We start from the raw sequence: 23,221 nt of genomic DNA on the forward strand, positions 1-23,221 counted from the left end.
GCTATGTTATATTATTTGTTTGAATATTTAGAGAGTGAATATCAGTTTCCTGGAGCGAGTCTTTTTCAGTTTATCACTTTTAGAGGAGCATTGGCAATAATTCTCTCCTTGATGATCTCAACGATTTATGGGAAACGAATTATAAGATTTCTTCAGAAAAAGCAAATGGGGGAAAGTATTCGTGATTTGGGATTGGAAGGACAGGTGGAGAAGGCAGGAACACCGACTATGGGAGGGGTGATTATAATTCTGGCTACCCTTGTGCCTGTACTGCTTTTTGCTAAGATAGATAATGTTTACATTATTTTGTTAATAGTGACTACGTTGTGGATGGGGGCTATAGGTTTTATAGATGATTACCTGAAAATACTCAAAAAAAATAAAGACGGATTAAAAGGTTGGTTCAAGGTAATTGGTCAAGTTGGTCTTGGAGTGATTGTAGGATGTACTATGTATTTTCATGAAGATATAACCATAAAAGAGGAGATTGTGTCTTCTGTAGAGACAGTAGAATCGGTATCAGGAACAACGGCAGAAAGTGATTTTAATCCAGCGATCAAATCGACAAAAACAACCATTCCTTTTTTTAAAAATAATGAATTTGATTACGCTAGTTTGATCACCTGGATAAGTCCTTCGCTAGCTAAATATGCGTGGCTTATTTTTATTCCTTTTGTGATTTTCATTATCACGGCGGTTTCTAATGGAGCAAATCTGACAGATGGAATTGATGGATTGGCGGCAGGGTCTTCAGCGATTATCGTGTTGACACTTGCGTTGTTTGCATGGGTGTCTGGAAATATAATTTTTTCAGATTATCTCAATGTGATGTATATCCCTAACTCAGGAGAGATGACCATTTTTGTTACAGCTTTTGCTGGAGCACTTGTTGGGTTTTTGTGGTATAATACGTATCCGGCGCAAGTGTTTATGGGAGATACAGGAAGCTTGACGATAGGCGGGATTATCGCCGTGTTGGCAATTGCGACAAGAAAAGAATTTTTAATACCGATTTTATGTGGAATCTTTTTTATAGAAACCCTTTCTGTAATGATTCAGGTAAGTTGGTTTAAGTATACAAAAAAGAAATATGGTGAAGGGAGAAGGGTTTTTCTAATGTCTCCTTTGCATCATCATTATCAGAAAAAAGGAATTCACGAGAGTAAGATTGTAGCCAGATTCTGGATTGTTGGGATTATTTTGGCGATCATTACCGTGATCACATTAAAAGTCAGGTGAAAAATAAGAATTTCTATGCCTGAAAAAATATGAGAGAAGAAAAAAGACATATAGAAAAACGACTGGTAGTACTGGGAGCAGGAGAGAGTGGTGTCGGAACTGTCATCTTGGGAAAGAAGGAAGGGTATACAGTTTTTGTGTCTGATAAAGGGAAAATAAAAGAGACCTATAAAAAGACATTGGATGAGTTAGGAGTGGCTTGGGAAGAGGAACAGCATACAGAAGCTAAAATTCTGACTGCAACAGTGGTGATGAAAAGTCCGGGGATACCTGATACGGTGCCGCTGGTTGTTCGGTTAAAAGAAAGAGGAGTGCCTGTTGTTTCAGAAATTGAGTTTGCGGATAATTATACAGCTGCAACCATTGTTGGAATTACTGGAAGTAATGGTAAGACCACTACTACAATGATGACACATCACATATTGAAAACCGGAGGGCTTGATGTAGGAGTGGCAGGGAATATAGGATATAGTTTTGCGAAGCAAGTGGCAACTACAGAAGTGGCGAATTATGTGCTGGAGCTAAGTAGTTTTCAGTTAGATGGTATAGAGAAGTTTGCACCACACATTGCTGTTTTGACAAATATTACTCCAGATCATTTAGATCGATATGAGTATAAGTTGGAGAAGTATGTGGCTTCAAAATTTAGAATAATAAAAAATCAAACAGAACAAGATTATTTCATCTATGATGCAGATGATCTAGAGATAAAAAAATATCTGAATACGCATGAGATAAAACCTCAGTTATTGCCTTTTTCATTGACGAAAAAGTTTGATCAGGGGGCGTATTTGGAGGAGAAAAATATAGTAGTAAAAATAGATAACAACGAATTTATTATGTCAACATCAGATTTAGCGTTAAAAGGAAATCATAATGTAAAAAATGCAATGGCAGCAGCTACTGTGTCGCAATTGTTAAAAATAAGAAAGAGTACGATACGAGAGTGTTTGGAAAATTTTCATGGGGTGGAACACCGATTGGAAAATGTGTTGAAGATTAATAACGTGCAGTATATTAATGATTCGAAAGCTACAAATGTCAATGCGGCATATTATGCATTAGATGCAATGAAATCATCTACGGTTTGGATTGTAGGAGGTGTTGATAAAGGAAATGATTACAGTCTTTTGTATCCGTTGATCAACGAGAAAGTTAAAGCGATTATTTGTCTTGGGATAGATAATGAAAAAATCATCAATGCTTTTGGGAATTGCGTGGATAATATAGTAGAAGCTAAATCAATGAAAGAAGCAGTAAAGGCTGCTTACTCAATTGCAGAGCGAAATGATAATGTTTTGTTATCCCCGGCGTGTGCAAGTTTTGATTTGTTCAAAAACTACGAAGACAGAGGAAGGCAATTTAAAGAAGCGGTAAGGGAGCTTTAAGAATACTAAAGAAAGAGGAATATGACAAAAATAATGGCAAATATAAAAGGTGATAGAGCAATATGGGCAGTAGCGGCGCTATTGGCACTATTCTCTTTCTTGCCGGTATATAGTGCTAGTAGTAATTTGGCATATTTATATGGGAACGGAGATACGTTTACCTACCTAGTGAAGCATTTCGCACATTTGATGCTGGGATTTGGGATTATTTATGCAGTCCATAAAGTGCCGTATCATTATTTTAAAGGGTTATCTATTATTATGATACCTGTAGTTATTGTGTTGTTATTGTTGACGATGGCGCAAAATACAACTATAGGAGGTGCGAATGCGAGTAGATGGATTAAAATTCCGTTTGTGGGGGTCACTTTTCAGACATCCACATTGGCGGCTGTAGTGCTGTTAGCCTATGTAGCCAGATATTTGTCAAAAATAAAAGGGAAAAAGATCACGTTTAAAGAGACTTTATTGCCACTTTGGTTACCGGTATTTGTTGTTTTGATGTTGATTCTTCCAGCAAATTTTTCTACAACGGCTATTATCTTTTCAATGGTCGTTATGTTGGTGTTTTTAGGGGGGTACCCTATCCGATATTTGATGATAATCATAGGAACAGGAGTTGTAGCACTCGCCTTTTTTGTGTTGACCGCAAAAGCATTTCCGGGGATGTTTCCGAATAGGGTAGATACCTGGATAAGCAGGGTGGAGAATTTTGCAGATAATAAAGATACGCAAGAAGATTATCAGATAGAAAGAGCGAAAATAGCCATCGCCAGAGGAGGAGTTATAGGAAAAGGACCAGGGAAGAGTGTGCAAAGAAATTTTTTGCCACAATCATCTTCGGATTTTATTTATGCAATCATCATTGAAGAGTGGGGGCTGTTAGGAGGAGTGTTTTTGATGTCATTGTATATCTTGTTATTGATGAGATTGGTAATTGTGGCTCATAAGTGCGAAGAAGTATTTGGTACATTGCTAGTGATAGGAGTGGGGCTTCCGATAGTTTTTCAGGCAATTATTAATATGGCGGTAGCTGTAGAGTTATTTCCGGTTACCGGACAGACATTGCCTTTGGTTAGTAGTGGAGGAACATCTATATGGATGACTTGCCTGGCTATAGGGATTGTGTTGAGTGTGAGTAGAAAAAGAGAAGCCGTAATTGAAAAAGAAATAAAAAATAAAGAAGAAGACCCGGTAGAGGTTCTGAGAGAAGCAGTATGAATGAACAACCACGAATCATATTATCCGGTGGGGGGACAGGAGGACATATTTTTCCTGCTATCGCTATCGCGAATGAATTTAAAAAAAGATATCCAGAAGCAAAGATCTTATTTGTAGGTGCTAAAGATAGAATGGAGATGACCAAGGTTCCGGAAGCAGGGTATGAAATTGAAGGTTTATGGATTAGTGGAATTCAGCGAAAACTAACGATTAGTAATTTGTTATTTCCCTTTAAGCTGCTAAGTAGTTTGTGGAGATCAAAAAAAATACTCAAAAGTTTTAATCCAGATGTGGTGATTGGTACTGGGGGGTTTGCTAGTGGTCCTATTGTGAAGATGGCGAGTAGTGCGGGGATTAAAACCGTAGTCCAGGAACAAAATTCGATTCCTGGGATTACTAATAAGTGGTTGTCAAAAACAGTAGATAAAATATGTGTTGCTTATGATGGGCTAGGGGCATACTTTCCTGAAGAAAAAATAATAAAAACAGGAAATCCTGTACGTCAGGATTTGTTGAAGATTGATACAAAAAAGGAAACCGCCATTACTAAGTATGGATTGGATGATGAAAAGAAAACAGTGTTGATCCTTGGGGGGAGTTTAGGAGCTAGAAGAATTAATGAGCTGATTGCTGCTAATCTCGACTTTTTTGAAGAGAAAGGAGTGCAGCTGCTATGGCAATGTGGAAAACTGTATTATGAGGAGTATAAGGTACACTCCAAAAGAAAAGGGATTCAGGTACATGAATTTTTAGATACAATGGATCTGGCATATGCCGCAGCAGATGCTATTATATCCAGATCAGGAGCAGGTTCGGTGTCTGAGCTTTGTATTGTAGGGAAACCAGTTTTGTTTATTCCTTCTCCTAATGTAGCAGAGGATCATCAGACCAAAAATGCACAAGCTATAGCTGATAAAGAAGGAGCAAAGGTTTTAAAAGAAAGTGAACTGGAAGAATTTTTTCAAAAGCGAATTATGCAATTGTTAGAATTGGAAGCAATGAAAATTAAATTAACACATGCAATTAAAAAATTAGCATTGCCTAATGCTACATCAGATATCGTAGACGAAGTGGAAAAATTAATGCAATCTGACAAATAGAAAAGAGATAGATGGATCAGCATATTGAAGATATAAAGAATGTGTATTTTGTTGGGATAGGAGGTATTGGAATGAGTGCTTTGGCTCGTTATTTTAATTTCTCAGGAAAAAATGTAGCAGGGTATGATAAAACACCAAGTCAGATTACAGAAGATCTAAAAGCATTGGGAATTGAAATTCATTTTGATGATGATGTAGCGCATATTGCAGAAGGTTTTTTGGATAAGGAAGAGACATTGGTAGTGTATACTCCTGCAATTCCATCAGATCATTCAGAGCTTACTTATTTTGAGAGTCAAGGTTTTCTGATAAAAAAGAGAGCAGAAGTGCTAGGGATTATTACCAAAGGGAAATATACCTTGGCGGTTGCGGGAACACATGGGAAGACAACCACTACAGCTATTTTAGGACATTTGTTAAAAGAAAGTGGAGCGAAGGTGACTGCCTTTTTAGGAGGGATTAGTGAAAACTATAACTCTAATTTGATTCTCGAAGGAGATGAGGTTGTTGTGGTGGAAGCAGATGAATTTGATAGATCATTTCTGCAATTGTATCCGGATATAGCAGCAGTTACTTCAATGGATGCTGATCATCTGGATATTTATGGGCAGTCAGATGCTCTGGATGCCTCATTTGTGGAGTTTTCATCACGGGCAAAAGACCATTTGTTGGTCAAAAATGGACTAGTATTAGGCGGCATGACTCTTGGTATTGAAGATGATGCAGATTATTGTATAAAAAACATAAAAATAGAAAATGGGTCATATGTTTTTGACTTAAAGACACCAGAAGAAATAATTGCAGATTTAAGATTTGATTTGCCTGGTGAACATAACCTGTTGAATGCTATTACAGCCTTTGCCATGGCAATGCTTTATGGCTCCCCAACCAAATTGCTGGCAAAGGCTTTATCTTCTTTCAAGGGAGTGAAAAGAAGGTTTAGTTATCAGGTAAAGACAAAAGAAAAAATATATATAGATGACTATGCGCATCACCCGACAGAAATAACAGCTTTACATCAAGCAGTGAGACAAATGCATCCTGATAAAAAAGTGTTGGCAGTGTTTCAACCACACCTGTTTAGCAGGACGCAAGATTTTGGAGTAGAATTTGCGGCGAGTCTCAGTAAGTTTGATACAGTGTTTATGTTAGATATATATCCTGCCAGAGAATTGCCGATTGCAGGAATAACAAGTCAGTGGCTTCTGGAAATGATTGATATGGAAGATAAAAAAATGGTCGTAAAGGAAAATTTAGTCGCTGATATTTTATCAAGTGATGCAGAAGTTATTCTTACTGTAGGAGCTGGCGATATAGGAGAAGAAGTGGTGAAGATTAGAGAAGCGTTATTAGCATGAAAAAGCTATTGGGTTACATAAAATTTGGGGTTCTTTTTTTGTTAATAGTGTTGTTGTATGCTTTTACAACAGCTAGAAATCACGAAAGAAAAATTGAAGAAATTAAGGTAGAATTTATCGAAGAACAGAGTCCGTATGTAAATGAAACCATGGTTAATAAATTGTTAATACAAAATCAGAATCGGGCTACGAGCGTAGGGAAAGAAATTTTAGCTTTGAATAAGGTAGAAAAACAATTGGATCAACACGAAATGATTCAAAATTCAGACGTGTATCTGTCTGTAGATGGGAAACTTAAAGTAAGTATAAGGCAACGCACCCCTATTGCTAGGGTAGATGCGGTTACGCCTTTTTATGTTGACACGAAAGGTGAAATAATGCCCTTGTCGAATAATTATTCGGCACATGTGCCATTAGTGTATAATGTTTCTGAAAGAGAAGTTTCAGAAATATTTCCGCTTTTAAAAGAAATCAGAGAAGATGAATTTCTGAAAAAGCATGTGGTAAGTGTGTATAGAAACAGACAGGGAAATTATGAACTTGGATTTCGTGTGTATGCGTTTAAAGTGAATTTTGGTAAGGCTGAGAATTTAAAAAGTAAGGTCAGTAATTTTAAAGCTTTTTATAAGAAAGCGATTAAAGATAAAAACCTTAAAGAATATAGGACAATTAGCTTGCAGTTTAGGAATCAGGTAGTGTGTACAAAAAAATAATACCAATATGGATAGAGAATCAAACGAAATAGCGGTAGGATTAGATATAGGAACAACAAAAATTGTTGCTATGGTCGGGCGGTATAATGAATATGGCAAAATGGAGGTTTTGGGAGTTGGAAAATCAAAAAGCCTGGGAGTACATAGAGGAGTGGTAAATAATATTACACAAACAATCCAGTCTATTCAGCAAGCGGTGCAGGAAGCAGAAGGAATTTCGGGGCATAAAATAGAAAAAGTAACTGTAGGGATTGCAGGACAACATATTAGAAGCTTGCAACACAGTGATTATATTACCAGAACAACAGCTGATGAAGTGATTGATGAAAGGGATATCGATATGCTGTGTAATCAGGTACATAAACTGGTGATGTTACCAGGTGAAGAAATATTACATGTATTACCACAGGAGTACAAAGTAGATGGTCAGGCAGAGATAAAGGAACCCGTAGGGATGTTTGGAGGAAGGTTAGAAGCGAACTTTCATGTGGTTGTCGGACAGGTAACCTCCATTCGCAATATAGGAAGATGTGTTAAGAATTCCGGGTTAGAGTTATCAGATGTAACCTTAGAACCATTAGCATCTGCGGATGCAGTACTCAGTCAGGAAGAAAAAGAAGCAGGAGTAGCTTTGATTGATATAGGAGGAGGAACTACTGATTTAGCCATTTTTAAAGATGGAATCATTCGTCATACCGCTGTAATTCCTTTTGGAGGAAATGTAATAACAGAGGATATAAAAGAAGGGTGTTCTATCATAGAAAAACAAGCAGAATTACTAAAGATTAAGTTTGGATCTGCCTGGCCGGGAGAGAATAAAGACAATGAGATTGTTTCTATACCGGGATTACGAGGTAGAGAACCTAAGGAGATTACATTAAAAAACCTTTCCAAAATCATACATGCCAGAGTGGTAGAGATTGTGGAACAGGTGTTTTTAGAAATTAAAAATTACGGATATGAATCTCCTAAGAAAAAATTAATTGCCGGAATAGTACTAACAGGGGGAGGATCTCAGTTAAGACATCTAAAGCAATTAGTAGAGTATATAACCGGAATGGATACGAGAATTGGGTATCCTAATGAGCATCTGGCAGGGAATAGCGATTCAGAAACTACTAGTCCTATGTATGCAACAGCTGTTGGGCTTGTGATGGATGGATTGGCACATATAGAAAGAAATAAAAAGACTCAAAAAGTAGAAGTAGAGGTACAGCAGAAAACTGAAGAAATGACACCAGATAATACTGAAGAGTATGCTGTAGAAAAAGAAGAGAATTATAAGGAAGAGGAAGTGAAGCCTCGGAAGAATATATTAGAGAAATGGACGGAAAAATTCAAAGATTTTTTGGATAATGCCGAATAATTATAACGATATTTAAGAAAAAGAGAGAACTAGAAAATTAGCAAATTTATTATGAGTAGTAATGAGGAGTTCGGGAATATTTCATTTGATTTACCTAAAAATCAGTCGAATGTGATAAAAGTGATTGGAGTAGGAGGAGGTGGTAGTAATGCCATCAATCATATGTTTCAGCAAGGCATCAAAGGGGTTGATTTTGTAATATGTAATACAGATGCGCAAGCATTAGAAAATAGCCCTATCCCTAATAAGATACAATTGGGAGTATCTTTGACAGAAGGGTTAGGAGCGGGAGCAAATCCCGAAGTAGGAGAGCAGGCAGCAGTAGAGAGTTTTGAAGAGATTAAGAGAATGTTGGATACCAATACAAAAATGGTATTTATCACAGCAGGAATGGGAGGAGGAACAGGAACAGGAGCTGCTCCGGTTATTGCTAAAATGGCAAAAGAATTAGATATTCTAACGGTAGGGATTGTAACCATACCTTTTCAGTTCGAAGGTCGTATGCGTAACCAGCAAGCTCAGTTAGGAGTAGAAAAATTAAGAGCACATGTAGATTCCTTAATTGTTATAAATAACAACAAACTAAGAGAGGTGTATGGAAACCTCGGATTTAAAGGAGGATTCTCTAAAGCTGATGAAGTATTATCAACTGCTTCTAGAGGAATTGCAGAAGTAATAACACATCATTATACGCAAAATATTGACTTGCGTGATGCAAAAACAGTGCTTAGCAATAGCGGTACAGCAATAATGGGGTCTGCTAATGCCTCTGGTGCTAACCGAGCTAATGATGCTATTGTAAAAGCATTAGATTCTCCATTACTGAATGACAATAAAATTACAGGAGCAAAAAACGTATTGCTGTTAATCGTATCCGGGAAAGAAGAAATTACTATTGATGAGATAGGAGAAATCAATGATCATATCCAGCAAGAAGCAGGACATGGAGCAAATATCATTATGGGAGTTGGAGAAGATGAGTCCTTAGAAGATGCTATTTCTGTAACAATTATAGCCACTGGATTTGATATAGAACAGCAGGATGAAATTGTCAATACAGAAACAAAGAAGATCATTCATACATTGGAGGACGAACAAAAGGCAACACCTCAGGATCTTACACCAAAATCGACTAGTACGACAACTGCAATTCCAGTAACTACTCCTGTAGAAGAAAAACCAGTGCAAGACCCACCGGTTATAAAACACCAGTTGATTGATGAAGAAGAGGAGGAAAAATCCTTGTTGATACCAACAACAGATTTTATAAAAAATATTAATGTAGAGAGTGAAGAAGTAAGTGCTTTTTCAGAAGCAGAAGAAGATTTTGTGATTATTAATGCACAGGATATTCTGAATCAGATCGAAGTAAATGATGCAGATGAAGTAGGAGCAGGAACGAATGAAGGAGCAGATCAGTTTACATTAGCTTTTGATATGCCAAGTTCTACGAACGCCGCTCCACCACAAGAAGAGGTAAACGCGAAACAGATAATTTCGGAAGAATCTTTTGTGGCAGAAAAAGAAGTGGAGGAAGAAAAACCAATTGTTTTTGATCTTACGGATGATATTATGGATATGGAAGTAAATGAGCCTATTGAAGTAATTCCGGTAAGTGAAAATAAAGATGGAGAAGTATTGAAGTATAGTCTGGAGGATTATATGGAAGAAGAGAAACGACTTACTGATGCTAAGCCCGTAAAAGAAGAAGAAACTGTAGAAGAGGAGCTTATTTTCGAAAAGAAAACAGTACCCCCTGCAGAACCGGAAGAGCAAGGAGAAGTAGATCCGGTAAATCAGCCTATCTCCGAAACATTAAAAGCAAGAGCAGCAGAACGAAGAGCAAAGATGAAGGAGTTTAACTATAAGTTCAGAAATAATGTAGCAAACATTGATGATATAGAGAAAGAACCAGCATATAAAAGAGCAGGGATTGATGTAAATTCTAAACCGGATGCTTCTGAATTATCCAGAACCTCTTTAGGAACGGATAGCAATGACGATATTCAGTTAAGAAGAAATAATTCTTTTCTTCACGACAATGTAGATTAAATAAAATAATAGATTGTAGATAAAAACCGATAATCCGTATAGAGATTATCGGTTTATTTTTTATCTTCGCAATCCTAAATAATACAGTAATTTTAAATCTTAGAATTAATGAGTTTACAGCAGGAAGTGATGACCGCAATGAAGGAAGCTATGAAAGCAAAAGATAGTAATGCGTTAACATCGTTGCGTGCTATAAAATCTGCTATTTTGCTAGCGCAGACAGAAAGTGGAGCAAAAGAGGAGCTATCAGAAGATCAGGAATTAAAATTATTGCAGAAATTAGTAAAGCAACGAAAAGATAGTGCAGCTATTTTTACAGAGCAGGGAAGAGAAGATCTTGCTGAACCAGAATTAGCGCAGGCAAAAGTTATAGAGCAATTCTTGCCAGAACAATTGAGTGAAGAAGAAATCGAAAAAGTCGTAGTAGAAGTAATTGCTGCTACGGGAGCAGCAGGAATGAAAGATATGGGGAAAGTAATGGGAGCCGCAAGTGCTAAGCTTGCCGGAAAAGCGGATGGAAAAACAATCTCTACTATCGTTAAACAAAAATTAGTATAAGAGATCCGAATTAGGAATTATCTTTTTATAAAATGGCCCAGTAGTTCAACTGGATAGAATATCAGATTTCGGCTCTGAGGGTTGGGGGTTCGAATCCTCCCTGGGTCACTGGACAGGACAACGTTGATAAATCCAATGTTTGTCCTGTTTTTTTGTTTTCTAAATCACTGGTTTTTAGTCCAATGCTTTCAAAAAAAGGATCGGGCTCAAGAGTTCGACACTTGTTTTTTTCAAAAATCAGCTTTTTGTCAAAAATCGAACTCAAAATTTCCTGTTTTCCTTCCCAGTTCGCTTTATAGTAGAGCTTATCAAGCTTTTCAAGGAATTCTAATGCTCCTTGAATTTGTTTCATATATCCCTTTTTTAGATTTTTTAGTTCCGAATATTCAAATTCTAAATCTGCTATTCTTTTAATATATCTGGCTTTGCTTCTGTCAAAAGTATTCGGGTCTAATCTTCCTTCAAATAAGCTATCTTCTGCTTTTTCTATGGTCTCCTTTAAAGCGGTAATTTCTTCTCTTATTTTGTTCATTTTTCCGGTTCTTACTCTTTGGTTTGCCCCCAGTTTTTCTTTAGCGGCATCGCAATACAGCTCGCTAATACTTTCATCAATTGTCACCTGCTTTAAAAGACGGTCAAACATGTCATGGGCATCTTTTGCTCTCAGGCGTTCTTTGCACCCGTTTCTACAATGGTAATAATGATAATATACCCCCATTTTACCCTTAGACTTGCTACCTGTTAACGGTCTACCACACCTTGAGCATATTATATGACCTCTTAAGGGTAGATTTTCATCTTTTGCAGACCATTTTTTTGTCTTTCGTTTTCTTTTATTAAGAATGTCCTGAACTTTGTTGAAAAGCACCTCAGAAACTATTCCCTGATGCAGTCCTTCTGCATAAAACTCATCTTCATCTTTATAGGCAGGAACTTTTACCTTTCCGATATACACCTTGTTTCTAATAAGAACATGAAATCTTGACCGGGAAATTTTCAGTCCTTTTTTGTACATTGTTTTTCTAACTTGATCAGCAGGTCTTCCGGTGGTCATCATCTCAAAGGCTTCTCTGACAAGATGTGCCTTTTCCGACGGAATCAAGGAAGCCTTTCCTTGCTCGGTTCTTTGATTTTTATATCCTATAGGAGCCGTAGAAGTCCAGCACCCTCCTTTGTTTGCTTTTCTTGACCCTTCTGTAGTACGAATCGATATCTTGTCATTCTCGACCTCAGGAACCGCTAAATAAACAGCAAGCATAATCTTATTGTCCGGTTGGTCAAGATCCAGTGGTTGCTCAATAGCATTTACCTTGATTCCTATTCTTCGCAACAGATCAATTACCTGATAGGCTTCTCCTGTGTTTCTGGAGAAACGATCCCACTTGGTAAAAAGAATTTGATCAACTTGTTTTCGATTGGCTCTACAATATTTAAGAAGCATATTCCAATCAGGTCGATCGAATGTTTTAGCAGAATAATCCTCCTGGAAGTGTTTCAATATATTATACTCTTTGGCTTGACAATACCTGTATAGGATCTCCTTTTGATACGGAAGACTAAACCCGTGGTCTGCCTGATCATCGGTTGATACCCTGGTGTATAAAACAATGTTTTTCATGTGTCTTCATTTGTTTGTTTTAGGTGATGTAACTGCACATCAATAAGTGTGTAGATTTTCCTTCTTATTTCTAAGATTTGCTTATCTGTGTATTTTTTTCCGTTTTTTTCTAATTTTTTTCTACAATGCTGAATTGATAACATTTAGTATTTACAAGTCGCGGTATTCTGATTTTTTAACAGTCATGCACGCGGGTCTGTATCTCCGGGTGTTGTCCACCTCTGATTACTGGCTACTCTTGCTTTTATAGGCTACTGACTTTAATAAATGGGCTTTTTCGATTGTTTTTTTTTTTTTTTTTTTTTAGAAAGAAGCTTCTGTTTTTTTTAAGCAGTGCTATTAAAAGCCAGAGGTTTGGGATATGTCATGGGGTGTTTTCTGATATTATACCTACCTCTTAAGACATATTCTTTTTAGAACTTTTTTTTTAAAAGAGGGCTTACAGCTTTTTTCTGACTGTTCTGTCGATCCATACCACCTTTCCGCTGTGCTGCTTGATTTCCAAATCCTGATAATCCCCACTTTTTAAAATCTTAGCTAAAGACTTTTCTTTGTTGATTCGCTGAGTACCTTCCAATCTGGTCATTTCTCCATTGCTGGAAGTGATTTTAATGTATTTATAAGCTTTACTTCGAATAATATTCAATACCTGTATTTCTTTAGAACTTAATCCTTTAAAATCTTTGAAATCAGGATAGGTATATATATCATGCAGTGTATCTCGGATTTGTTTGTTTAAATAAATACAGATGTGATTCTCAATGATACCTTGTTTAAGATTTTTAAAGTATTGCTTATCATCTAAGATAAGCAACTCCTGAGTATCGTTTAAGATCATATAGACGGCTGTATTGGTCTCAAAAATATGAGTCATAAAATATTGCAATGCCGGATACATTTTGTTATTTCCTGCTTTAACCGGAGTAAAAAGTCCTTTTTGAGCATTTTTTATCTTTTCTCCAGCTACCTGTAAGTTTTTTAAATCAATAATAATACTGATCCAAACTAAATCAACAGGACTAAAGTAATTAACATTACCTGAGCCTGAAAATTCTCTATTGTCTTCCAAAAGCCCAATCTTACGCCAGTTGTGAAGCCTTCGGGAGCTAATTGTTTTTTGAGGTCGCAATTCGAACTGCCTTTCATTTAATAGAATATCGTAGATGTCATAATCTATTTTGTTTTCTACTGTCATTTATTAGGTATTTTACTTATAATGAGCAGCTAATATAGTAAAAACAAGTTACAGTAAGGTAATTCTTGTTAAATTTTTATTTCAATAGTACTCCAACGAAACAAGTGTTTACTTTATTACAAACCTTAGGGCAGCAGATTATTGTCTAGTTGTTTTTCCAGGGATTTGATGTATTTTTTTAAGGTTTCATTTTCACTGTCTTTAGCTTTTAAAGCTACCTGGTTGGATTGTAAGAGTTCTTTGTAAAGGGTGATTTTGTCATTAGATATGAATTCAGAAACTTGTCCGGTAGGTTTTAAAACCACAGAAGATAAAGCCAGTATGCTTTGTTTAAAAGCTTGTAAAGCTAAATTAATGGTTTGTACAGCGTTATTTTGTATTTTAATAAAGGTGACACTGCTTAATTCAACAGCTAAATCCTGTTGAAGTTCCAATAATGCTTTTTTTACCGTGGTGTGCTGAAAGTTTTGGTTTGCTTTGTTTTGTTCTAAAAACTCTTGTGTTTTTTCAGCTATTAATACCTCGATCTCTTTTTTGTGAATCCGGGAGGTATGAATGTCTCCTTGTTCTATAGTGAAATCCAACTCAATAGATTCGTCATAGAAATATTCCATCGGGATATTAAAATATCTTGCAAAATTTACCATTGCTAAATGCGGTAAGTGCTTAACTCCTTCTCTTACCTGAGTAACTACATGTGCATTACTCCCGTATATTTCTTTTCCTATACCTGCGTCACTAAGGCGTTTAAGGTCGTTTAAAGAATATATTCTTCGGATTTTCTCAATCGCTTTTAAAAATTGTTTGTCTATACAATATAAAATGGGGTTATCTTTCATTGCTTATTTATCAGAAAAAACAATCAATACAACATATTGATTATTAGTTATTTATGTTTTTAAATATTGTTTTTGAATAAAAAAAGTTATTTTTAAATATGATTTATAAAAAATATTTATATAACTTTGACATGTAGTTATTTACATCAGTTATAGCAGGCTACCTGTAAAAAAATGAAGCCGTCCTTTTTTAATTATAGTTCAAAATTAATAAAAAAAATTATAAAAAAATAATAATTGAATTAAAAAAGACCTATAACTGACCCGGTTTAGACTACATCCTGATACCATTTTTGGTAAACTCCCCCCTCAAAATAAAGCAACCTGAATAAGGAAACAAAAAATGTTAAATTTAAATGAATGATGCTATGTATACTGAGCAGCATATTGCAAAGACCATTGCAACCTTACACGATCTTGTGCACGATCCTATCAAAGTCCTGGAATCTCACACTAATTTATCAAGAACCACTATACAACGATTTTTACGCAGAGATCCCATTAAACCAGCTAATACAGCACACTTATTTGAAATCTGCCTGGATGTTATTGAGAAGCATCAGCAGCGTCAGCAGCAACTCACATTAAAATACAAACGAATCATCCAAAAAGACTAATATAAGGTTACGGGTCATTTATCAATCATCAAATAAATACATGAAAATCAGAACGATCAGAAATCAAAAAGCCAAAGAAGTTCTTAACATAATCAAAGGACGTATCCGAAGGCGGGAGAGCTATGGAACTCCCAAAGAGCCGCTAGTTGTCTTTAAAGTTGTTATTGCTTCTTCCGGCTAGATATCCAAGGTTGTATTAAAAAAATAATCCGGAAACATTCTGCTATGCTATTGGAATGTATGGCGAGCTATACCATCAATTAAAAAACGAAATCAATTTATGTTACTTAATTATTCCATTTGCCTGGAGCGCTTAGACAATTATGTAGATTCGTATAATACTTCTTGCCCCTCAGACAGACATCCTTTACGAGGTTCTATGCTACATACGGCAAAAGAGATTGTACGGGTCTATGGCAGGGCTTTATTAAAGACTAATAAACAGGCTGATATCTCAGCAGAGAATTTACCCTCTTTACGGGCTAATAACATTCAGCTTTCTAAAATCACCAAACTAAGCTCAAGAACGATTCAACGTCATATCGATAGGTTACAACAAGCTAAGATCATTACCCGTAAAGTATGGCATGGTTCCCGTTCTAATTATGAGTTGTGGATAAACCCTAAAATCTTGTGGATAAATGGGTTGATAACTCCAAAATCTTCTAAAATGGAAGAAAATCCAATAAAAACACAAACCACTAACAATCAATACATTAAAAAAGATAATTTGACAAAATGTCCTCATAGAGATACTAGAAACTCTACTGGAAAAAAGAATAATATACTAATAGCTGTTGATAAGTTCAAAAACAATAGCATTACCGCCTTGGCCAAAGCCTTGAGCAGCGATAGGCAACCTAAAAGGTGTTCGCTAGGGCGAACGGGCTTTTTAGATGTTACAAGCTACACACAGTTGAAAGACCCTGTAACACAGTTGAAAGAGGCTGGCGGGATAAGGGGCAAAGCATCGTCCGATGGTTTAACTTTTAGCAAACCAGAAGGGATAAAAAATATCTTAAGCGATTGGCAAACCGTCCCATCCCGCCACACTTTCCTGCTGGAGTATGCCGAAAAACTATGGAAACTGGCCCGGGAAAAACTCTATAATGACACCTATTTGACCCAGAGCCAATATAACAGTGCTATATCATTACTATATAAATGGTACAGTCCTGTAGCCAATCAAAAGCTGGAAAAGGTGCATAAAATCTACTGCCAGCGTATTGAAATGGTACAAAAGTACATTGCTCGAGATCCTGAAAAGAGATATGTACAGCTGCCTTCCCTTTATTTTGATCCTGACAACCCCCATGGATTTACAGGAACAAAACCCTGGTACAAAAAACAAAAAGAATATCGAAAGACCTTGAGTCTGGAGCTGATCCTTCGTAATCAAATCCAAAAATTTAAACGCAATGAGCAGAAAGATACCGCAGAGGGACGACCACGTATTACCGTGTATAAGGAGTGCTGGCAAAATATCTCAAAGCTAGCAGACCCTATCCTGTTAAACCGTTTTGAAAAAGCAGCTCAAAACATTGTACAACTCTAATTTATCAAAAAAGTCAATCAATGAAACGACAAACAAATCAAAAAAACCTGTCTTTAAAGCAAAAACTAAAACATGCAATAGCACATCTTCATGCCGATGTGTTTGGGTATGAAAAAAGTGTCACCCGTAATGTGATTTCTTATTTTAAAAAGTTATCTGAAAATACGGGAATTCCTTCTGATCAAATCATTGTCAGAATGTTTAAACAGCCGGGAACTATTAAAACCTATGTCCATAAAGATGGAAAAGTTGTTCGGGAGGTCACTGTTGGAGAACTCATAGAACTCTTTAGTGGTAGTTCCCAACTGACTGGTTTGGAATATAAGATTGTTGAAAAGATACTGCGGTTTATGGATGATCTAAAAGCAAGTCATGGTGATGATTCTACAGAATTTCACATCTGTTTTTTAGCACAACAAAGCCAGGTAAGAATACTGGCTGTATATGGGAATAAAGTCACTCAATCTATTGCGTTAAAAACACTTATCAAATATTTCACCTTATGAGAAAGAAAAGCAGTAAAGTCAGCAGCAAACCCAAAAAACAATATTTCAAAAAAGATTCTTTGTATGTAATGCGGGTATATTTCCAGGATGGAGGAAAAAGAAGTTTTTATTCCAGAGATTGGAAAAATGAACGATCTGCTACTAAAAATTACCATATTGGGTTTAGTCGCTACCGCAAACTCATTCATAATTGGGGTGATAAGGCCAGAACTATCTTAATCTTTCACAGACCGACAGATACCTTAGTAGCCAAATATTACAAAGGTGCAGAAGTCCCTATAACCAAGCAGTAGACTTTGTGATTATAACACACCAAAATTATAAAAACCGTTATATATGAATATTGATAAACTCACAAAAAACTCAGTCGCTACACTCTTTTGTCCGGATAGGAATATCTGTTTTAATGATGCACTGGATAAGCATGTTGGCAGATCATACCAGATGAGTCTTGGTAAACCTTTAGCGAGTCTGTAGCTTGAGATACCATCTCTGGATATGTTTTCAAATCTATATTGTTTCATTACAAAATATCAGGCTGGATATTACGCTGGTTTCCCTGCGAGAAAAAGCGTATCGCTACTTACATAGCTATAGGGAATTACCTGAATTTAAAAAAACTTGAAACAGCAGGGTATAGAAAGCCAGAGATAGCCTGTGGGATTAGATCTGTCCCCGCTAGATTAAGCGTGTAGTAGTCTTAGAATCAGAAGAAAGTATACTAATACTAAGTGTGTTAAATATTTGCTAAAAAACATAAAACAAGGAAACAAAAAGTTGTCAACTTAAATGTACATAAAAGGAATCTTTAAAGATAATGATAATCTCGCAGGTACTATTGTGATTCTGCTATTGTTAATGCCACAGATCGCACATACAGTATATGTATTTGAGAGCCATAGCCGCTATGAAAACACTTGGTTTGCCATGGCTTATGCTATCGGTGTGGATACTGCTATTTTAATATTTACCAGAAAAGGCTGGCTTTATACAGCCTTTGCATACTTTTTTTCAACCCTGGCACATAACCTGGTATATCTCTACTTTCCTGGTAGTGTTTGGAGTGGGCTACTAATATCAGTGAATTTATCAGCGACTCTTTATGCGCTCACTCATTTATTTTTAAAAAAAGACAAATCTAATGATCAGACTGATGTTTCTAAAGAAGCATCAAAAAAAGCGATTGCAATACAAAAGGTGATGGAGGCAGGTATCGATTTTCAGGCGAAACCTTTTACCTGCCCGCAATGTAGAAAAACCTTCGCTGATACCAAACAACTTAACGGGCATATATCAGCTCATAAGAAACAGAATCAATGGAATCCGGAAAATTACGGAGACTGGGAAAAAAAGAATTATGAAGCATATCAAAAATATCAACAATTATGGTCAGATCAATAATAAATCTCCCTGTCATATCAGGCTATTGGCAAGAATTCACCCCTGGAGAGAAAACAATAAGTAAAAACGTAGTAACCATAAATATTACACACAACCAATGAATTTGATTAATGTAACGCTGCAATGGAGTGAAACATCTCTCTATGGCGCCGGGGAACGCCGTTTAAAAAAAGTACCCTGGAATTATCCAACACTTCCCGATGTCACCGATACCATTGATGTAATGGATTTTCTAAAGAAATGTAAAGACAATAACACTTTTTCATGTAGACCTCATGAATATTTTATGTATAAAAATATTCGTAGATGTGTTTTTGAGTGGATACAGCAAGAACATTTCTGGACTGTAGAACACAGGAAATGGAAAATGGAAGATGTTGGTATTATCCCTGCTTATATCATTACAGATATAGGATATACAGGCTAAAAAAACGACTACATTGATGTCAACATACATATTACAAATCATTGACAGAACCCCTCAATGTTTGCCTTCAAAAGCTCTTTTATTTTATACCCTTCAATAATTAATTTCGTACCCTTTTTACATTTTGAATTATTGGGGGGTATAAAATGAGAGATTTGATGGTTACTGCAATTAAAGCAATTATGCCGGGATTCCTATAACCAGCCACGTACCTTTTGCTAGTATTTTTTTTAAAACACTATCAAAACTCTTAGTATATTTGACACTGAAAGACCTTTTATATCCTTGGTTTTTAATGAGGTGGTATGGTCTTTCCCTTTATCGTATTACAGGAGACTTTTTATTTAAAAAGATTCTGTTATATATCTATACATTTATACGATTTTCTCTGCTCATATAAGAGCCACAAAGTGACTTCCAAAAAAGAAGAACTTTCCATACTGTATTTCGGTACGATGATTTTTGAAACTCCTATGTCACAAACGCCATTTTTAAAACACTGCATCAGGAGTTAAAAAATGGTATTTAAAAAATGCTGAATCAGCAATTTATAAAACGCTGAATTAGCATTTTACAAAATGGCGTTTAACACGTTCAGCACTGAGTTAAACGGTAGTTTACAAATTCTTAACTGCCATTTTATTAAACGCTGAATCAGGAGTTAAAAAACGGCATTTAAAAAACGCTGAATCAGCGTTTGAAAAACGGGAGTTAAAAAACGCCACTTTCAAAAATCCACAGGTACGAAATCTGAATTACAAACCAGTGTAGTATTTATGGGAAATTACATCGATATAACGATTCATAAGGAAGTAAGAAAAATCCATTTGCGATTTAAGCAGGAAGTTCCTCAAGCATTGCGCAGCTATTTGAGGCGATTAGGCTTTGTTCATAATGCAGGTGTCCCCAATGTGTTTCATGCACTTTTGGCAAAAACCTATATTGAATTTGCACATACTCTGGAAAAGTACCTTAGCCAGGGAAAGGCATATGACACTATTACTATTCAGCCTTCGTATCCTTCGCAGCTTCAAACTATTTCAAACGGGCATTTCTCCATTGCCAGAATTCATTTTTTAGACAATGGAGGTAGTACCTGGGAGGAAAAAGTCATTTTTGATCCAAGACGTTCCATTGCTACTATGATTGCAGAGCAATATGGCAAACGTACCTATGGAGAAGATTTTAAAGAAGCGACCGCAACACCACGTGAAGACCGAAGCAAAGCAAAAGATTTATTTAGAGAAGGACATAGTATAGAGGTAGAAGTACCTACAGCATCAATATCTGAAACAAAGGAAACCTCTCAAGAGAAGTCGTTGACCAATCATCACCAAGTATATACGCAACAGACTGCACCAAAAGATACGCTTCCACCCAATACCACGGATAAGAGGGGTGCTACAGATCAAGAAAAGACCAAAGAACAACAGGGTAACAAAACAGGGAAGCAAAACAAACCAAAGGCAATACCCCCAAAAATCTTAATGCTGCCTGCCCCATCTCATACTAAGGTGGAAATCATAGAAATTCCTTTTCCTGAAAAAGCTAACTATACAGCCAGGGTAACGATTAGAAAAAATGAGAAAGGTCAGTTTTATTTTGGAGTAGATCATGGGTCAACCCTTGCCCCTAAAAAGCGATGTATTATAAAAGCAGGTGATAGAGATTCTTTTTATCCTTCGTATCAAAAAGCATTAGTACAAGCCTTAAAAGAAATCGTTTTAGAAATTAAGGTCAGTATCCTGGAAAGCAAAAAGCCGTATCACTCTTACGATACTTTTCTCTATTCAGCATTAGAAGCGATCAAAACCTTTGCAGAAGAAAAAGGGTTGAACTGGAAAAAAATAAACCGTCCCAAAGCCAGTAAAGTGCTTAAAAAACGTCAGGCGGCTTTACCGGATACACCTTCTGACGGAAAACAAAAAAATCCCCCTAATACAACACCTTCGGTTTTAATACCAAAAGAAGAGGCGCAACAGACTAAAAAAGACAGCTCTGATGTAGATCTCTTTCAATATCAAAAATGGGATACTGAAAAACCCTATGAACCTATCCCTTTAGAGCGGGCAGCTCATATTCGTAAACAATTTAAAACACAGGGCTTCCCTATGCCCTTTAATGGAAAGGATGCATTTAGAAATACTATTTCCATTGTAAAACTTGAATTACGTCACAGGTATATTCAGGAGAAGTTGATCAAAAAGATTGAAAAAGAATATACTCATTGGATTAACATTCTTACCAAAGAAATTAAGGTACTAGAAGAGAAACAAGACGCAAAGAGCAGGCAGAGTAAGGCGCATAGAGCGGAGCGTATTGCTGTCTTACAAAATGAATCCAGAGCTTTAGAACTATTAGTTGCCCTTGAACACAGAGTGTTTCTCGACGAATTGTTTGTAGAGATGGTAGGGCGTGCAGAAGCTCACGGTTACACTATAGAGTCGGAGACTATAAAGGCCTTTCGTATCTACATGATGCAGGGACTTTTTGAGCAAAAAATGATAGAAGACTATCCTGACAGGTCTATTGGAAAGGCTGTACGCATTTTACTAGAGGAGTATTTTGCTGATCAAAAAGAAAATGTCAAGGCTACCCCAACTTCAGATTATATGGATAAAGTTATTGCTATTATGCATGATCATTATATGGAGGGTAGGCATCTTAGCCTCAAAAAGATAGAAGCTATACAAGATCAGGCAGAAGTTCCCAATAAAGGGATGCTATGGGAGGCAGTAGAACTTAGCTGGCTTCTATGGTATAAAAACCTGTATCATCAACCAGGTTCATTTATGAGCAGGTTAAAGACAATGATCGCTTTTTGGAATAATGTACAGCCAAGTTATGAGTATTCTGATAGTAGTAAAGAACTCTACAAACAGTATTCAACTCCATGTCCTATCGGAGCCATGATAGCAGAATATACTGCTATGTCAACAGCAGCTTGCGTTTTTGAACCCAGTGCCGGAAATGGATTATTGGTGTTAGGTGCAGACCCAAAGAAAACCCATGTCAACGAGGTAGATAAAAACCGTAGGAGTTCCCTGGAACAACAAGGATTTGCAACAATAACTCATATCAACGCAGCAACACCTTTTACAAAACAACTTACCCGTTCTTTTGATGTTATGGTTACCAATCCCCCCTTCGGTAGTTGGGATGCGGATAGTTTTGATAAAAAGAGAATTGTAAGGCAGTATTTTAACAACTATCGACGGTTAGATAAAAACCGCTTACGATTAGAACATGTAATGTCGGGATTGGCACTTGGTACGTTAAAAGATAGTGGGAAGGCAGCCTTAATTTTAATGGGGCATATCTACTTTGATGACCGGGGTTTTATTGCCAAATCCCGTCCTTTTTTCAATTGGCTCTATATGCATTATCGGGTTGATGATGTGATCAACTTAAATGGATTTACCCTGTATAACAAACAAGGAGCAGTGGCAAAAACCATGCTGGTGCTTATCAGGGGGCGAAAACGCAATCCCACCAATACCGCTATTGCCCCTACCCGAAAAGAAGCTATACGTTTAGATGTGGTTGTAAACACATTTGAAGATTTGTGGGCACGGATAAAGTCGAATATAAAAACCCCTTTAGAAATCCTGATAGACAAACTTAAAATCGAAAACGAACATGATATTTTATAACAACCAGTTAATGCCAGACAAACAACAGGCAATCCTATACATGGTCAGTAACCCTGTACCCTTTGAGAGTTATGATGATCACGAAGCAGGGATATACATTTATTTACATGAGCTTATTGAACGTTCTATGGCTGAAGGAGAATCCCCAACAACCCTTATTGAAGAATATTTGGAAACACCGTATGTGGGAGGTCATAGCCTTGATGAGATTGCCTCTTTTCTATTTTATCACGATAGGATGGTTTCTGCCCTGTGGAGGCTACAGCAAAATTGGGATGGTATTGATATGACCCTGCCTGGACATTCTTTGATGTTTGGGGCAATGGCTCAAAAGGAAGCAATTCAATTGTACAGTGAGGTAACGCTAAGAACCTACCTGGAAGCATTAACAACAAACATAGTAGCCTAATTCGCA

The 23,221-nt window shown here is 36.6% G+C and carries 21 protein-coding genes and 1 tRNA gene; 19 read left to right on the forward strand and 3 right to left on the reverse strand.

Translation table 11 applies throughout. The features are described 5' to 3' along the window. The first annotated feature begins 3 nt into the window (after positions 1 to 3). From mraY to HN014_RS10520, 10 genes are all read left to right on the forward strand, one after another. Positions 4 to 1,239: a phospho-N-acetylmuramoyl-pentapeptide-transferase gene (mraY, locus tag HN014_RS10475; protein ID WP_176028828.1), complete on the forward strand. Its 1,236-nt coding sequence runs from the start codon at positions 4 to 6 to the stop codon at positions 1,237 to 1,239. Between the two features lie 29 nt (positions 1,240 to 1,268). Further along, the gene (gene murD / locus HN014_RS10480; RefSeq protein ID WP_176028829.1) at positions 1,269 to 2,627 is read left to right on the forward strand and encodes a UDP-N-acetylmuramoyl-L-alanine--D-glutamate ligase; all 1,359 of its coding nucleotides are present in this window, start codon (positions 1,269 to 1,271) and stop codon (positions 2,625 to 2,627) included. Positions 2,628 to 2,648: 21 nt separating this feature from the next. Continuing rightward, positions 2,649 to 3,848, forward strand: coding sequence for an FtsW/RodA/SpoVE family cell cycle protein (locus HN014_RS10485; protein ID WP_176028830.1), 1,200 nt, complete (start codon positions 2,649 to 2,651; stop codon positions 3,846 to 3,848). After that, positions 3,845 to 4,948: an undecaprenyldiphospho-muramoylpentapeptide beta-N-acetylglucosaminyltransferase gene (gene murG / locus HN014_RS10490; RefSeq protein ID WP_176028831.1), complete on the forward strand. Its 1,104-nt coding sequence runs from the start codon at positions 3,845 to 3,847 to the stop codon at positions 4,946 to 4,948. The genes HN014_RS10485 and murG overlap by 4 nt, the downstream gene beginning before the upstream one ends. 11 nt (positions 4,949 to 4,959) lie before the next feature. Beyond that, a complete protein-coding gene (gene murC / locus HN014_RS10495; RefSeq protein ID WP_176028832.1) occupies positions 4,960 to 6,306 on the forward strand; it encodes a UDP-N-acetylmuramate--L-alanine ligase in 1,347 nt (448 codons plus the stop codon). Next, on the forward strand, positions 6,303 to 7,019 hold the full coding sequence (locus HN014_RS10500) for a cell division protein FtsQ/DivIB (protein WP_176028833.1): 717 nt from the start codon (positions 6,303 to 6,305) through the stop codon (positions 7,017 to 7,019). Before murC ends, HN014_RS10500 begins: the two co-directional genes overlap by 4 nt. Positions 7,020 to 7,026: 7 nt before the next feature. Continuing rightward, on the forward strand, positions 7,027 to 8,385 hold the full coding sequence (gene ftsA / locus HN014_RS10505) for a cell division protein FtsA (RefSeq protein ID WP_176028834.1): 1,359 nt from the start codon (positions 7,027 to 7,029) through the stop codon (positions 8,383 to 8,385). Between the two features lie 51 nt (positions 8,386 to 8,436). Then, a complete protein-coding gene (gene ftsZ / locus HN014_RS10510) occupies positions 8,437 to 10,437 on the forward strand; it encodes a cell division protein FtsZ (protein WP_176028835.1) in 2,001 nt (666 codons plus the stop codon). A 108-nt stretch (positions 10,438 to 10,545) separates the two neighbouring features. Further along, complete coding sequence (locus tag HN014_RS10515) at positions 10,546 to 10,995, forward strand: GatB/YqeY domain-containing protein (protein ID WP_176028836.1); 450 nt, start codon at positions 10,546 to 10,548, stop codon at positions 10,993 to 10,995. A 34-nt stretch (positions 10,996 to 11,029) separates the two neighbouring features. Continuing rightward, positions 11,030 to 11,103 (forward strand) — tRNA-Arg (locus HN014_RS10520). On the opposite strand, the gene HN014_RS22790 is transcribed toward HN014_RS10520, so the two are convergent. The 3 genes from HN014_RS22790 to HN014_RS10540 all read right to left on the reverse strand — a co-directional run bounded on the left by HN014_RS22790 (position 11,057) and on the right by HN014_RS10540 (position 14,647). Continuing rightward, a complete protein-coding gene (locus HN014_RS22790; protein WP_368660076.1) occupies positions 11,057 to 12,613 on the reverse strand; it encodes a recombinase family protein in 1,557 nt (518 codons plus the stop codon). The two genes, HN014_RS10520 and HN014_RS22790, sit on opposite strands and share 47 nt — an antisense overlap. A 439-nt stretch (positions 12,614 to 13,052) precedes the next feature. Further along, positions 13,053 to 13,808, reverse strand: coding sequence for a hypothetical protein (locus HN014_RS10535; RefSeq protein WP_176028837.1), 756 nt, complete (start codon positions 13,806 to 13,808; stop codon positions 13,053 to 13,055). 125 nt (positions 13,809 to 13,933) lie between these two features. After that, positions 13,934 to 14,647, reverse strand: coding sequence for a hypothetical protein (locus HN014_RS10540; RefSeq protein ID WP_176028838.1), 714 nt, complete (start codon positions 14,645 to 14,647; stop codon positions 13,934 to 13,936). A gap of 356 nt (positions 14,648 to 15,003) precedes the next feature. On the opposite strand from HN014_RS10540, the gene HN014_RS10545 reads away from it, so the two are divergent. The 9 genes from HN014_RS10545 to HN014_RS10585 all read left to right on the forward strand — a co-directional run bounded on the left by HN014_RS10545 (position 15,004) and on the right by HN014_RS10585 (position 23,215). Then, the gene (locus tag HN014_RS10545; RefSeq protein ID WP_176028839.1) at positions 15,004 to 15,264 is read left to right on the forward strand and encodes an HD domain-containing protein; all 261 of its coding nucleotides are present in this window, start codon (positions 15,004 to 15,006) and stop codon (positions 15,262 to 15,264) included. A 40-nt stretch (positions 15,265 to 15,304) separates the two neighbouring features. Continuing rightward, positions 15,305 to 15,445: a hypothetical protein gene (locus HN014_RS10550; RefSeq protein ID WP_176028840.1), complete on the forward strand. Its 141-nt coding sequence runs from the start codon at positions 15,305 to 15,307 to the stop codon at positions 15,443 to 15,445. A gap of 198 nt (positions 15,446 to 15,643) precedes the next feature. Then, positions 15,644 to 16,819, forward strand: a complete 1,176-nt coding sequence (locus tag HN014_RS10555; RefSeq protein WP_176028841.1) for a hypothetical protein — start codon at positions 15,644 to 15,646, stop codon at positions 16,817 to 16,819. A gap of 20 nt (positions 16,820 to 16,839) precedes the next feature. Further along, positions 16,840 to 17,325 carry a hypothetical protein gene (locus HN014_RS10560; protein WP_176028842.1) on the forward strand — a complete coding sequence of 162 codons (486 nt, stop codon included), beginning with the start codon at positions 16,840 to 16,842 and terminating at the stop codon, positions 17,323 to 17,325. Next, positions 17,322 to 17,618, forward strand: coding sequence for a hypothetical protein (locus tag HN014_RS10565; protein WP_176028843.1), 297 nt, complete (start codon positions 17,322 to 17,324; stop codon positions 17,616 to 17,618). Before HN014_RS10560 ends, HN014_RS10565 begins: the two co-directional genes overlap by 4 nt. Before the next feature lie 496 nt (positions 17,619 to 18,114). Next, the gene (locus HN014_RS10570; RefSeq protein ID WP_176028844.1) at positions 18,115 to 18,726 is read left to right on the forward strand and encodes a C2H2-type zinc finger protein; all 612 of its coding nucleotides are present in this window, start codon (positions 18,115 to 18,117) and stop codon (positions 18,724 to 18,726) included. Between the two features lie 97 nt (positions 18,727 to 18,823). Further along, complete coding sequence (locus HN014_RS10575) at positions 18,824 to 19,153, forward strand: hypothetical protein (RefSeq protein ID WP_176028845.1); 330 nt, start codon at positions 18,824 to 18,826, stop codon at positions 19,151 to 19,153. Between the two features lie 776 nt (positions 19,154 to 19,929). Continuing rightward, the gene (locus tag HN014_RS10580) at positions 19,930 to 22,806 is read left to right on the forward strand and encodes a hypothetical protein (RefSeq protein ID WP_176028846.1); all 2,877 of its coding nucleotides are present in this window, start codon (positions 19,930 to 19,932) and stop codon (positions 22,804 to 22,806) included. A 10-nt stretch (positions 22,807 to 22,816) separates the two neighbouring features. Then, complete coding sequence (locus tag HN014_RS10585) at positions 22,817 to 23,215, forward strand: hypothetical protein (protein WP_254884130.1); 399 nt, start codon at positions 22,817 to 22,819, stop codon at positions 23,213 to 23,215. The last annotated feature ends 6 nt before the right edge of the window (positions 23,216 to 23,221 follow it).

This window comes from Aquimarina sp. TRL1 (assembly GCF_013365535.1).
Taxonomy (GTDB): Bacteria; Bacteroidota; Bacteroidia; order Flavobacteriales; family Flavobacteriaceae; genus Aquimarina; species Aquimarina hainanensis.